This is a genomic window from Rhodococcus sp. NPDC059179 (assembly GCF_042754885.1).
Taxonomy (GTDB): Bacteria; Actinomycetota; Actinomycetes; order Mycobacteriales; family Mycobacteriaceae; genus Rhodococcus_G.
This window is the reverse complement of record NZ_JBHZBV010000008.1, coordinates 24341-35910: the sequence shown is the minus strand read 5'-3', so window position 1 is coordinate 35910 and position 11570 is coordinate 24341. Positions and strand designations below refer to the sequence as shown.

The 11570-nt window shown below is 68.6% G+C and carries 13 protein-coding genes and 1 riboswitch; of the genes, 7 read left to right on the top strand and 6 right to left on the bottom strand.

The features are described 5' to 3' along the window. Positions 1-6 precede the first annotated feature (6 nt). Together ACFXMV_RS16340 and ACFXMV_RS16335 are read right to left on the bottom strand one after the other, a co-directional pair. Positions 7-663: a response regulator gene (locus ACFXMV_RS16340; RefSeq protein ID WP_378500811.1), complete on the bottom strand. Its 657-nt coding sequence runs from the start codon at positions 661-663 to the stop codon at positions 7-9. Continuing rightward, entirely contained in the window at positions 660-1673 is a 1014-nt protein-coding gene (locus ACFXMV_RS16335) for a histidine kinase (RefSeq protein WP_378503334.1), read from the bottom strand. Before ACFXMV_RS16335 ends, ACFXMV_RS16340 begins: the two co-directional genes overlap by 4 nt. Before the next feature lie 129 nt (positions 1674-1802). Between ACFXMV_RS16335 and ACFXMV_RS16330 the strand changes: the two genes are divergently transcribed. The 5 genes from ACFXMV_RS16330 to ACFXMV_RS16310 all read left to right on the top strand — a co-directional run bounded on the left by ACFXMV_RS16330 (position 1803) and on the right by ACFXMV_RS16310 (position 5210). Then, complete coding sequence (locus ACFXMV_RS16330; RefSeq protein WP_378499821.1) at positions 1803-2075, top strand: hypothetical protein; 273 nt, start codon at positions 1803-1805, stop codon at positions 2073-2075. Continuing rightward, a complete protein-coding gene (locus tag ACFXMV_RS16325; protein ID WP_378503333.1) occupies positions 2072-2572 on the top strand; it encodes a CBS domain-containing protein in 501 nt (166 codons plus the stop codon). Before ACFXMV_RS16330 ends, ACFXMV_RS16325 begins: the two co-directional genes overlap by 4 nt. A gap of 40 nt (positions 2573-2612) precedes the next feature. Then, positions 2613-3896 carry an SLC13 family permease gene (locus ACFXMV_RS16320; RefSeq protein WP_378499823.1) on the top strand — a complete coding sequence of 428 codons (1284 nt, stop codon included), beginning with the start codon at positions 2613-2615 and terminating at the stop codon, positions 3894-3896. A 90-nt stretch (positions 3897-3986) separates the two neighbouring features. Next, the gene (locus ACFXMV_RS16315) at positions 3987-4457 is read left to right on the top strand and encodes a GNAT family N-acetyltransferase (RefSeq protein ID WP_378499830.1); all 471 of its coding nucleotides are present in this window, start codon (positions 3987-3989) and stop codon (positions 4455-4457) included. 51 nt (positions 4458-4508) lie between these two features. Beyond that, positions 4509-5210, top strand: a complete 702-nt coding sequence (locus tag ACFXMV_RS16310) for a dienelactone hydrolase family protein (RefSeq protein ID WP_378499824.1) — start codon at positions 4509-4511, stop codon at positions 5208-5210. Here ACFXMV_RS16310 and ACFXMV_RS16305 read toward each other — a convergent pair. The 4 genes from ACFXMV_RS16305 to ACFXMV_RS16290 all read right to left on the bottom strand — a co-directional run bounded on the left by ACFXMV_RS16305 (position 5207) and on the right by ACFXMV_RS16290 (position 9012). Beyond that, positions 5207-6016 (bottom strand): ABC transporter, encoded by an 810-nt coding sequence (locus tag ACFXMV_RS16305; protein ID WP_378499825.1) that lies wholly within the window; start codon positions 6014-6016, stop codon positions 5207-5209. The genes ACFXMV_RS16310 and ACFXMV_RS16305 overlap by 4 nt on opposite strands. Positions 6017-6077: 61 nt before the next feature. After that, a complete protein-coding gene (locus ACFXMV_RS16300) occupies positions 6078-6392 on the bottom strand; it encodes a DMT family transporter (protein ID WP_378499826.1) in 315 nt (104 codons plus the stop codon). A 13-nt stretch (positions 6393-6405) separates the two neighbouring features. Continuing rightward, positions 6406-6469: riboswitch (guanidine-III (ykkC-III) riboswitch) on the bottom strand. A 42-nt stretch (positions 6470-6511) separates the two neighbouring features. After that, positions 6512-7513, bottom strand: coding sequence for a GAF domain-containing protein (locus ACFXMV_RS16295; RefSeq protein ID WP_378499827.1), 1002 nt, complete (start codon positions 7511-7513; stop codon positions 6512-6514). Further along, positions 7510-9012, bottom strand: a complete 1503-nt coding sequence (locus tag ACFXMV_RS16290; RefSeq protein WP_378499828.1) for a cytochrome P450 — start codon at positions 9010-9012, stop codon at positions 7510-7512. The genes ACFXMV_RS16295 and ACFXMV_RS16290 overlap by 4 nt, the downstream gene beginning before the upstream one ends. Before the next feature lie 407 nt (positions 9013-9419). Here ACFXMV_RS16290 and ACFXMV_RS16285 point away from each other — a divergent pair, with 407 nt between their 5' ends. After that, complete coding sequence (locus tag ACFXMV_RS16285) at positions 9420-10124, top strand: response regulator transcription factor (protein WP_378499829.1); 705 nt, start codon at positions 9420-9422, stop codon at positions 10122-10124. Positions 10125-10140: 16 nt separating this feature from the next. Beyond that, positions 10141-11550: a sensor histidine kinase gene (locus ACFXMV_RS16280; protein WP_378503353.1), complete on the top strand. Its 1410-nt coding sequence runs from the start codon at positions 10141-10143 to the stop codon at positions 11548-11550. The last annotated feature ends 20 nt before the right edge of the window (positions 11551-11570 follow it).

Here is an 11570-nt window from a genome sequence, read left to right as displayed (position 1 = left end):
GCGATATTACGGCTCGATCAGGCCGGCGCGGATCGCATAGCGGGTCAGCGCGAGCCTGTCTCGCAGGCCGAGCTTCTGCAGAAGGTTCGCTCGATGTCGGTCGACCGTCTTGGAGCTGATGTTCAGGGTGGTCGCGATCTCTCGGGTGGTGTCGCCCTCGGCGATCAGTTTCAGTACCTCCTCTTCGCGAGGCGTGAGGATGGTGGTCGGTAATGACTCGCCGAGCCGGGCCCGGTGCAGGTAGTCGCGGATCAGTGCGGTGATCGCACCGGGGTAGAGGAACGGTTCGCCGCGCAGCGTCGCACGGCATGCCTCCAGCAGGTCGCGGTCGGCGACGGATTTGAGGACGTAGCCGGACGCGCCGACCTTGAGTGCTTCGAAGAAGTACTGCTCGTTGTCATACATCGACAGGATCAGGATCCGGATGTGGGGATGGTTCCGGTTGATCTCTCGGGCCGCTTGCAGCCCGGTCATCCGCGGCATCGCGATGTCGAGGATCGCCAGGTCCGCCGGGGTGTGGTCGAGTGCACGGATTGCCTCGTAACCGTTGGCTGCCTCGGCAACCACCTGCAGGTCGGGCTCGGCATCGAGGATCATCCGCAGGCCGCTGCGCACCATGGCGTGATCGTCCGCAAGCAGAATGCGAGCAGGTTGTCCGATCATCGCGCGCTCGATTCCACGCGCAGTGGGACGACCAGCCGGAGCTCGGTCCCCTCTCCGGGGGGCGAGGCGATGCTGAGTGTGGCATCGACCAGCAGCGCCCGCTCGCGCATTCCCTTGATCCCGGCCCCGTCGGCGACCACGCCACCTTTGCCGTCGTCCGCAACGCACAACGTCAGGTGTTCGCCGGTGACATGCAGGTCCAGCCGTACCTTCTCGGCCCCGGCGTGACGGGCGACGTTGGTGAGGGCCTCCTGCGCGACGCGGTAGCAGACCAGTTCGGTGTTCGGGTCCAGCCGGGCGAGCTGGGGGTCGATGTGCTTGGCGACATCGATCCCGGCGGCCTGGGTGAACTCACTGCACAGGGCGTTGAGCGCACTGTGCAGGCCGAGGTCCTCGAGCACATCGGGGCGAAGCCGACGGGCAATGCCGCGGACCTCGTCGAGGCTGGCGCGCACCGCTTCCTGGGCGTTGTGAAGGTCGTCGCGCAGTTCCGTCGGCGCCTTGTCGGCCGCGTGTTTGAGTGCGAGCAGGGCGACGGTGAGGCTTTGGCCGATCTCGTCGTGCAGTTCGCGCGCGATCCGCTGACGCTCGCCTTCCTGTGCCGCGAGTGCCGACCCGCTCGCCGAGGTCCGCTCGGTCTCGAGACGGTCCAGCATGGCGTTGAACGATGCGATGAGGTGGTGCAGGTCGCCGTTGCCTCGATCGCCCATGCGGTCGCTGCGGCGCGGGGGATCAACCCGGCTCATGGAACTGGCGAGCTGGTCGAGCGGTGCGAGGCTCGATCGCAGCAGGAGGGCGTTCGCTGTCAGGATCACGGCCAGTCCCACCACGAGTACGGGGATCTCGGTCACCCTGATACGCGATGACACGGTCGCCGGTGTCAGCGCGAGTGCGAGGGTGCCGAGCGTGAACACCAGCCCGTTGATCACGAATACTCGCCGGAACAGTCCGCCGGCGGGGGTGCGTGCGTGCCCTTGGAACCGGTCCACGATCGATGCGCGACGGTTCATGCCTCCAGCGTGACCGCACAACCTCGAAACTGTCCATACATATCGTTGCCCAGCACAAATGGGTGTCGCAGCCGATTGTGACGGCATCGACCGTCTGCGCAGACTGGGTTCATCCAATGGGGAGGTTCGATGGACATCAATCGGACGACTGTCCCCGGCCAGGGCGTGTTGCACCACATCGTCACCCGCGCCGGGGAACACCTCTGCCTGCTGGTCGATGCCGGCACCCGGCGGGTGCTCATCTACGACGAATCCGATCTCGACGTTCCTGCCCGGTCGATCGCGCTGGAACCCGACGAGGCCGACCAGGTGGCCGAAATCCTGCAAAGTCGACCGATCGCAGATCGACTCGCTTCGCTGGAACGGCAGGTCAACGAACTGATCGGAGAACGAGGACGATGATGATCACCACGTCGGCCTGCGCGCAACGGAACGAAGCCATGCAAGCACACGAGATCGCGGTGACCCCGCCCACCGTTCGAACGAATGATCCTGTGTCGAACGCGGTCCGTCTGATGGTGGTGAACCGGCTTCCCGGACTGATCGTCGTCGACGACGCGGACCGCCCGATCGCCGTGCTTCCGGGTACCCAGGTGCTGCGCCTGGCGATTCCCGAGTCGTATCAAGACGACCCGGCACTGGTCCGCACGATCGACGAGGTGCACGCCGACCTGTTCTGGAGGGAGCCCGGCCGGCTGACCGTCGGCGATTGCCTGCCGAGCCCGGTCGCCAAGCCGACCACTGTGCCGCCCGAGGCGACGCTGCTCGAGATCGCCACCGTCATGGCGAGGAAGCACAGCCCACTGATCGCCGTGGTCGATCGGGCAGGCAAACTGGTCGGCGCGGTGACACTCGAGCGGCTCCTGACCAGCCTGGCGGTTGCCGGGCCCGGTGACTGATCCCGGCCTCGGAGACCCGGTCGCGACGGCAGGCTGAGCAATGGCACCCGTGCTCGCATTGGCGATCTTCGTCGGGGCCCTCTGGTTCATCGCCACCGAGCGCGCGCACAAAGTCAAGACGGTCCTCGTCGCCGCAGCCCTGATGGCGCTGCTCGGCCTGATCCCCGGGGAGCAGGTCTTCTACTCCGAACACGAGGGGATCGCCTGGAACGTCATCTTCCTGCTGCTCGGCATGATGATCATCGTCGGCGTGATCAAGCAAACCGGCGTGTTCGACTATCTGGGCATCTGGGCGGCGAAACGCTCCCGCGGCAAGCCGTTCCGGCTGATGGTCATGCTGATGCTGATCACCGCCATCGCATCGCCGGTCCTCGACAACGTCACCATCATCATGCTCATCGCACCGGTGACCGTTGTCGTATGCGCCCGCCTGCACATCGCCCCACAGCCATACCTGATCGCCGAGGTGCTGGCATCGAACATCGGCGGCGCTGCCACGCTGATCGGGGATCCGCCGAACATCATCATCGGCAGCCGAGCTGGTCTGACGTTCAACGACTTTCTTATCCACATGGCGCCGGCGGTGATCGTGATTTTCGCGTTGTTCGTCGTCTTCACCAGGGTGTTGTTTCGCTCGGCGCTGCGTACCGACAAGGTGCAGTTGGCCCAGGTGATGGCCTTGCAGGAGCGACGCGCGATCAAGGACACTCGGCTGTTGACCCGGTCGCTGGTGGTGCTCGGCCTCGTCATCGTCGGATTCGGGCTGCACTCAACGTTTGATCTCGCGCCATCGATCGTTGCACTCGTCGGTGCCGGGGCGATGCTGGTGGTCACCGGGGTCGACGTCACCGATGTGTTGCCGGAGGTGGACTGGGCGACGCTGGTGTTCTTCATGGGCCTTTTCGTGATGGTCGCCGGACTCGTACACACAGGAATCATCGAGGCCGTCGGTACGGCAGCCGTCGCGGCGTTCGGCGACAACTACTTCCTGGCGGCCACCGCACTGATCTTCGGGTCAGCCCTGCTCGGCGCGTTCATCGACAACATTCCCTACACCGCGACCATGACCCCGGTCGTGGAGGGCATGGCCGCGCAGGCGCCGGACACCGAAACCGGACGGGCACTGTGGTGGGCCTTCGCTTTCGGCGCATGCTTCGGTGGCAACGGCACCGCGGTCGCGGCCAGTGCAAACGTCGTCGCGATCGGTATCGCGCACCGTGCCGGCCATCGCATCACCTTCTGGCAGTTCACCAAGTATGGGATGGTCGTCACCCTGCTGAGCACAACGCTGGCATGGGGATACGTGTGGCTCCGATACTTCTGACCATGGTCGGGTAGGCCAGCGCGCTCGTACGACCAATACCGGAGTGACGGTGTGAGATGCTCGCATTGATTTGAAACGGAGGACGGTGTGATTCCGTCGGAGGGTTTTGAGGTACGCCGCGCGACGACGGCGGACGCCGCTGTGGTCGGGCGCCTGCTGTACGACTTCAACACGGAGTTCGAGACGCCGACGCCCTCTGCTGAGGAGTTCGCTTCTCGATTCGAGGGGCTATTGACCCGCGACGACGTGCTTGTACTGCTGGCTGAGGGAGTGGACGCGGTCGGGTTCGCCTACCTCACGTTGCGTCCCACCCCGTACGGAGACGGTCCGCTTGCGCAACTCGAGGAGCTCTATGTGCGTCCTCCGCTGCGAGACAACGGCATTGGCACCGACCTGCTCGTCGCGGCGCTCGCCGATGTCATGGGGCGCGGGGCGATCGAAATGCATATCAACGTCGACGAGGTCGACGTCGACACCCGCCGATTCTATGAGCGGCACGGGTTCGTCAACATCGAGCCCGGCGAGGACTATCGGATGCTCTGTTATCTACGAGAGCTGTGACTGGTAGACCTATGCTTGTCCCGGACACAGTCTTCCGGCCCGAGGAGCGCGATGCCCGAGATCACGGTGGACACCGGCGACGGTCCGATCGGCGCGGTGCTCGAGATGCCGTCCGGAGACGGTCCTTGGCCTGCTGTGGTGGTCGCGCACGACTTGTTGGGCCTGAGCGTCGACATCAAGAACATCGTCCGCCGCATCGCCGACGCCGGCTACCTGGTCCTCGCCCCGAACCTGTACTCCCGCGGCGGCCGCGCGCGCTGCGTGACGCGGGTCTTTCGGGAGCTGATCCGGCGGGACGGCAGGGCGATCGATGATCTCCTCGCCGCCCGCACGGCGCTGATCGACCGTGAGGACTGCACGGGTGCGGTCGCCATCGTCGGGTTCTGCATGGGCGGCGGGTTCGCGCTCGCCATGGCGCCCAAGGGTTTCGACGTCTCGGCCCCGTTCTACGGGGTGCTACCCCGGCATCTTGATCAGGCGCTGAACGGATCGTGCCCGATCGTCGCGAGCTTCGGCACACGGGATCCCGTCCTGCGCGGGGCGGGTCCGGCGCTGGAGCGGTCCCTGGGACGGCTCGGCGTCGCACACGACGTCAAGACCTATCCCGGTGTCGGGCACAGCTTCGCGAACCGGCTCCCGGTTCCCGCGCCGCTGCTGCGGATCACCGGTTTCGCCTACGGTCCCGACGAGACCGAGGACGCCTGGCGTCGGGTGTTCGCCTTTCTCGACGCGCACCTGCCCGGAACGGGTTAGCTGTACTCGGTGCCGTTGCCGCGTCCGCCCTTGAGCCACCGTCCGGGCAGCCGGCCGGCGAGCTCGCCAAGCGGACCAACCGCTGCGCTGAGCACGCCGACCGTCTCGCGGAGCAATTCGATACTGTCGCCCATCTTTTCGAGGTTGGGGGCGAGCGCGGCCAGCGTCTCGGACAGGGAGACGATCTGATCGAGCGGGCCGCCCTCCTTGATGATGCGTTCGACGGCCCCGTCCTCGGCGAGCAGGGTCTCGAGGATGCCGCCCTCTTCGAGCGCCCGGTCGATGAGGCCGCCCTCCTTGGTGAGGGTCTCCAGGGGGCCCGCGGTGGCGGTCAGCCGCTCGAGCGGCCCGTCCTCCGCGGTGAGCCGGTCGAGCAGTCCGCCCGGCGAGAGCAGCCGTTCCACCGGTCCGTCCGAGTCGAGGAGCCGGTCCACCGGGCCCCCCGTCGCGAGCACGCGCTCGAGGGGTCCGCCCGGTTCGATGAGTCGCTCGAGGGTGCCGCCCGGCGCGGTGAGCCGGTCGACCACGCCGCCCGGTTCGAGCAGTCGGTCCAGCGGGCCGCCGGGGCGCATGGCCTGGCCGAGCGGGCGCTGGTCCGAGGCGAGCTCGGCGACCTGCTGCAGCAGTTTCAACGGCCCGGACGGGTTCGCCGCGGCGAACCCGCCGAAGCTCGCTGCTCCCGAACTCGTTGAGGCGGCGAGCATGACGCGCGCCGCGCCGAGCGCGGTTTCGGCAACACCCAGCGCCGAGTCGGTGATCGCGAGGCTGGCCCGCGCCGGGACTGTGACGATCGCCACCAGGTTCATGAGGGTAACTTTAACCATGGGATGACGGGCATCACGTCCGCTCGGGCGCGCGCCGGGTGGATCAGTGCAGCACCTTGAGGCCGATGACGCAGCCGACGATGCCGAGGATCAGCAGGATCTTCACGACCGACGAGGATTCGGAGCCGGTGATCATCGCGTAGGCGACCGTGAGTGACGCGCCGATCCCGACCCAGACCGCATACGAGGTGCCGATGGGAAGGCTGCGCATCGCGTAGGCGAGTCCGCCCATGCTCAGCACGAGGGCGACGCCGAAGACGATCGAGGGGCCGAGTCGCGAGAAACCGTCGGACTTGCCGAGGGCGGTGGCCCAGACTGCTTCGAGCACTCCGGAAATGACGAGCACGATCCATGCCATGGTGTGATTCTCCAGGGCACCGTCTTGTCGCTGGCCGGGTACGGTGCTGCTCGTCCGGGTGTCGTGATCGACTGGTCTTTACCGTAGCAAACGAGGTGTGCGGCGGCGGGTGTGTTCGGTCACCCGTCGGTGGCCTCGGGCGTCCGGGAGATCTGCACGATCGCCAGCCGATTGCCCAGCCCGCCCGGATACGGCGAGATCCGCAGGTGCGAGCGCGCCCACTCGTCGTCGCCTGCCCGCAGCCGGGCCACGGCCTCGACCGGCTCGGACGACCCGGCGTTGAACCGCGAGCGGGCCAGCTCCAACACGCCCTGGTCGTCCGGGTGGATGATCCTGTCGCCGCCCTCGATTCCGCGCCAGTGCACCCAGGGGGCGGCCTCCGCCAGCCACATGGTCAGCACCCCCAGTTCGGTCTCGAACAGGGCGGTGTAGATCCCGGCCCCGCGCATCACCTCCTGCATGCCGAGTTCGGCGAGCGTCGGCCTGCGCGGTTCGACCGTGTCGGTGACGTCGTGCCAGAGCAGGCGCAGGCCCGCCTGCCCCGGCTCGGTTCGGGCCCGCGCCCAGCAGTGCCACCGCATGATCCGGCCGTCCGCGTGCAGCACGCTCATGTCGGCGTCCCATCGGGAGCCCGGCTGCGGATTGAAGGCCAGCGCGAACAGCGATTCGGACTCGTCGAACTTCACCGCCTTGGCGTAGTACTCGGCGGGCGTCCGCTCGGCGACGTGATCCTCCGGGAGGACGCCGGACATCATCGATGCCTCGAGCGTCTGCGCGATCATGAGGCGCTCGAGCAGCCAGGAGATCCCGGAGGCGATCCGCGGCGCGGACGGCTCGACCTCGGCGTCCCCGATCCACAGCTGGACGCCGTGGGCGTCCCCGGACGGGCCGAGGACCGGGAAGGCCTCGAGGCGATACCGCCTGCGTTCCCCCTTCTGGCTCTGCGCCTCCAGGATCTCGCGGCGGCGGCCCGCCCGCGCGGCCTCCACCAGTGGTTCGACCCGGATGCCAGGGGCAGGCGACAGTCGGCCGGGCGAGGTCCATGCGCGCACCGTTCCGCCGGTGCTCACGACCGTCGACGAACCCTCGGCCAACGTTTCGATCAGGTGCCATTCGTTCATGGTGTGTGGCCGTCCCCGGTCGATCGCGATCGGACCAGGAGCGTGAAGCCGCGCGGCTTGAGGGTGACCGCTTCCTGGATGTCGAGCGTGTACGCAGGGTCGCCGGTGAAGTCGTACCGGCGCAGCAGTTCCGCCAGCGTCAGCACGGCTTCGTGCAGCGCGAACTGGCGGCCGATGCACGCTCGCGGGCCGGTCCCGAACGGCCGGTACGCGTCGCGAGGCCGCTTGCGGACCTGGTCCGGCAGGAACCGGTCCGGGTCGAAGGTCTCGGTGTCGTTGCCCCACACCGGGTCTCGATGCAGCTGGGGCAACAGCACGAACACCCACGACCCGAGCGGCATCGGGTAACGGCCGCCGAGCACCGTGTCCGCCCTGACCTTGCGGAAGTAGCCCGGCGCGGCGGGCCAGAGTCGCAGGGTTTCGTCGACCACCCGGCGCAGGTAACGCAGCTTCCCGACCTGATCGAACGAGAGGGGTTCGCCGCCGGGGGCCACGGCGTCGAGTTCGGCGCGGGTGGCCGCCGCGATCTGCGGGTGCTTTGCCAGATAGTAGAGGGCGAATCCGAGTGTCCCCGCCGTGGTCTCGTTCCCGGCGACCAGAAAGGTGAGCACCTGATTGCGGATGTTCACCGGGTCGAGGGACTCCCCGCTGGCCGGATCGACGGTGCTCAGCATCAGGTCGAGCAGGTCGTCGTGGCCACCCGGGTGTCGGCCGCGCTCCTCGATCACCTCGTCGACGACCGAGCGCATCAGCGCGATGTCGGCCTTGTGCTGGGCGGCGGCCTTCCTGCCGAACAGCTTTCGCACGAACGGCAGGTCGTTCGAGGTGTGGTTGATGTGTGCCAGCGCCCGCGACATGGCCGTGACGAACGGATCCTCCGTCACGGGTCGCTCCGCGGGCTCCGCTCCTGTCGATTTCGTGAACGAGCCGAAGTCGTATCCGAACCCGGCCAGGCCGATCACGTCGAGGGTCAGCCGGTTCATGTCCCGGGGGACATCGACCGGATCGCCGGCCGCCGCGGCCGCATCCCAGGACGACCGGAGACCGTCGAGGGCGCGGAGCATCGAACCGTGATAGCCCCGCAGCGCGGCCTGGCTGAAGCCCGGGGCGAGGATGTTGTGCGCCTTCTGCCAGTTCGGCTCGCTGTTGAACGCCGTGAAAAGCCCGTCCTCCGCGACGCCGCGGAGTTTGCGGATCGGCTGGCCGAGCGACTTCGCCCAGATCGATTCGTCGTTGACCTCCGCCACCAGGTCGACCCCGGAGACGACGACGAGGCGTTGACCCAGAATCTTGCGCTCGAAGATCGGGCCCAGCTCGGCGGCCATCCGCATTTCCTTCTGCACCGGCTTCGCCGGGTCGACGCTCAGCAGGTCGCCCAGCACGGGCAGGCGATGGCGCGGCGTCGGGATGACCGCTGCCGGTCCGGCGGGTGCGGCCGGCCCCTGATCGGTCGCGGGGGACGACCCGGCTTCGCGGCGCGGGCACTGGTCGGCGGTCACTCCCAGAGTGTGCCGCATCCGCGGCTGGCCCGATTCACGGTTTCTTCAAGGCGGTGGCGGGAGGGTCGTTCGCCGGGCGTATCCCCTGGTGGGGCCGCCCGGCGGACGCCTCGCGATCCGGACCCCTCGAGGTGCGTGAGCACCCGATCCCGGATCGAGTCGGAGGACGGGCACGAATGGACCCCGGACGGCGGGCGTCCGGTGCTGTGACCGTCGAGGTCGGCGTGCCCCTGACGAACAGGTGAGCCACACCGTGAGTGCTGCGTCCGGTTCCGACGTCGACAGGAACCGGGGAACTCCCGCGAGGGAGCGCAGGAGCACTCTAGCGTACGGACGCCGCGCCCCTTCACAGGAAGTTCACAGCCGATGGTCAGGGTCCTGCCGAGATCGCCGAAGATGATGGCGGAGTGACCGCCACCAGACCCGAAGCCCGGGTGTTGATCGTCGACGACGAGCCGACGATCGTCGAACTGCTATCCGTGAGCCTGCGCTTCCAGGGTTTCGAGGTCGAGACCGCCGCCACCGGACCGGAGGCCCTCGACCGGGCCCGCACCTTCCGGCCGGAGGCGCTGATCCTGGACGTGATGATGCCCGGCATGGACGGCTTCGGGCTGCTGCGCCGGCTGCGGGCCGACGGCGTCGACGCGCCTGCGCTGTTCCTCACCGCCCGCGACGCGGTGGAGGACAAGGTCGCCGGGCTCACCCTCGGCGCCGACGACTACGTGACCAAGCCGTTCAGCCTGGAGGAGGTGGTCGCCCGGCTGCGGGTGATCCTGCGGCGGGCCTCGCGCGACGGACGGTCCGCCGAGCCGGCCCGAATCCGGTTCGCGGACCTCGAGCTCGACGACGACACCCATGAGGTGTGGAAGGCGGGCGAGCCGGTGTCGCTGTCGCCGACCGAGTTCACCCTGTTGCGCTACTTCATGGTCAATGCAGGCGTGGTGCTGAGCAAGACGCGGATCCTCGACCACGTCTGGCATTACGACTTCGGCGGCGAGGTCGGGGTGGTCGAGTCGTACGTGTCGTACCTGCGGCGCAAGGTGGACACCGGGGAGACGCGGCTGATCCACACGCTGCGCGGGGTCGGCTACGTGATGCGCGAGCCCAGGTAGCCCGCCGATGCGCCGAATGCCGCTGCGGTTCACCCTCGTCGCCGCGCTTCTCGTCCTCGCCGCGCTCGGTCTGCTCGCCTCGGGTGTCGCGGTCACCTCGTCGATGGAGCGCTCGCTGATCGACCGCACCGACACCATGCTGCGCGACGCGTCCCGGGGCTGGGCCAAACCGCGGGAGGACAGACGGCTGCCGCCGCTCGCGGGCGAACCGGGACCGGACCGGCCGCCGACCCCGTTCTACGTTCGGTCCGAAACACCAGGCGGGGCTATACGATTCGTGATCAACGACGGCACGGCGGTGCCGGATCTGCCAGCGGACCCTGGGCCCGACCCGATCACCGTCGGCTCGGTCGACGACCCCGGCCAGCACTGGCGCGCGTTGACGACCACCACCCTCGACGGCACCGTCACCCTGGCGGTCAGCCTCTCCGACGTCGACGACACCGTGGAGCAGCTGATCATCCTGCAGCTCGGCATCGGAGCAGGCGTGCTGGCCGCGCTCGGCGCCGCGGCCTATGTCGTGGTGCGGCGCAGCCTGCGTCCGCTCGTCGAGGTGGAGCACACGGCCGCGGCCATCGCGGCGGGGGACCTACACAGCCGGGTCCCCGAATACGGCGGCCGAACCGAGGTCGGCCGGCTGTCGGCGGCGCTCAACGGGATGCTCACCCAGATCCAGACCGCCTTCGCCGCCACCGAGGCGTCCGAGGAGTCGGCCCGTCGGTCCGAGCAGAAGATGCGACGGTTCGTCGCCGACGCCAGCCACGAACTGCGCACCCCGCTGACCACCATTCGCGGGTTCGCGGAGCTGTACCGGCAGGGCGCGATGCGCGACACCGAACTGCTGATGTCCCGGATCGAGGGCGAGGCGTCGCGAATGGGCCTGCTCGTCGAGGACCTGCTGATGCTCGCGCGACTGGACGCGCAGCGGCCGCTCGCGCGCGACACCGTTGACCTGCTGGCGGTGGCGTCCGACGCCGTGCACGACGCCCGCGCCATCGCGCCGGACCGGGCGATCACGCTCGAGGTGGTCGACGGACCGGGCCGCCCGGAGGTGCTCGGCGACGACGCCCGGCTTCGGCAGGTGCTGACCAACCTGGTGAGCAACGCGCTCGGGCACACCCCGGCCTCGGCCTCGGTCACGGTGCGCGTCGGCACCGTCGGTCGACACGCGCTGCTCGAGGTCGCCGACACCGGCCCCGGCCTGGACGAGCAGGCCAGGGAGCGGGTCTTCGAGCGCTTCTACCGCGCGGACACCTCGCGCACCCGGCAGTCCGGGGGCAGCGGACTGGGCCTGTCGATCGTGGCGGCACTCGTCGCGGCGCACGGCGGCACCGTCACCGTGGACTCGCCCGAGGCGGGCGGGGCGGTGTTCCGGGTGCTGCTGCCGCGCGCCGACCAAGGCGCTGACGCACCCGTGCGCGGCTAACGGGTCCGGAGACCCGTCAA

Excerpts from the sequence above, each read along its gene's own strand:
- ACFXMV_RS16295 (WP_378499827.1), bottom strand. The coding sequence starts at position 7,513 with ATGAACGAATGGCACCTGATCGAAACGTTGGCCGAGGGTTCGTCGACG.
- ACFXMV_RS16320 (WP_378499823.1), top strand. The coding sequence starts at position 2,613 with ATGGCACCCGTGCTCGCATTGGCGATCTTCGTCGGGGCCCTCTGGTTC.
- ACFXMV_RS16325 (WP_378503333.1), top strand. The coding sequence starts at position 2,072 with ATGATGATCACCACGTCGGCCTGCGCGCAACGGAACGAAGCCATGCAA.
- ACFXMV_RS16310 (WP_378499824.1), top strand. The coding sequence starts at position 4,509 with ATGCCCGAGATCACGGTGGACACCGGCGACGGTCCGATCGGCGCGGTG.
- ACFXMV_RS16305 (WP_378499825.1), bottom strand. The coding sequence starts at position 6,016 with ATGAACCTGGTGGCGATCGTCACAGTCCCGGCGCGGGCCAGCCTCGCG.
- ACFXMV_RS16280 (WP_378503353.1), top strand. The coding sequence starts at position 10,141 with ATGCCGCTGCGGTTCACCCTCGTCGCCGCGCTTCTCGTCCTCGCCGCG.
- ACFXMV_RS16330 (WP_378499821.1), top strand. The coding sequence starts at position 1,803 with ATGGACATCAATCGGACGACTGTCCCCGGCCAGGGCGTGTTGCACCAC.
- ACFXMV_RS16340 (WP_378500811.1), bottom strand. The coding sequence starts at position 663 with ATGATCGGACAACCTGCTCGCATTCTGCTTGCGGACGATCACGCCATG.
- ACFXMV_RS16335 (WP_378503334.1), bottom strand. The coding sequence starts at position 1,673 with ATGAACCGTCGCGCATCGATCGTGGACCGGTTCCAAGGGCACGCACGC.
- ACFXMV_RS16300 (WP_378499826.1), bottom strand. The coding sequence starts at position 6,392 with ATGGCATGGATCGTGCTCGTCATTTCCGGAGTGCTCGAAGCAGTCTGG.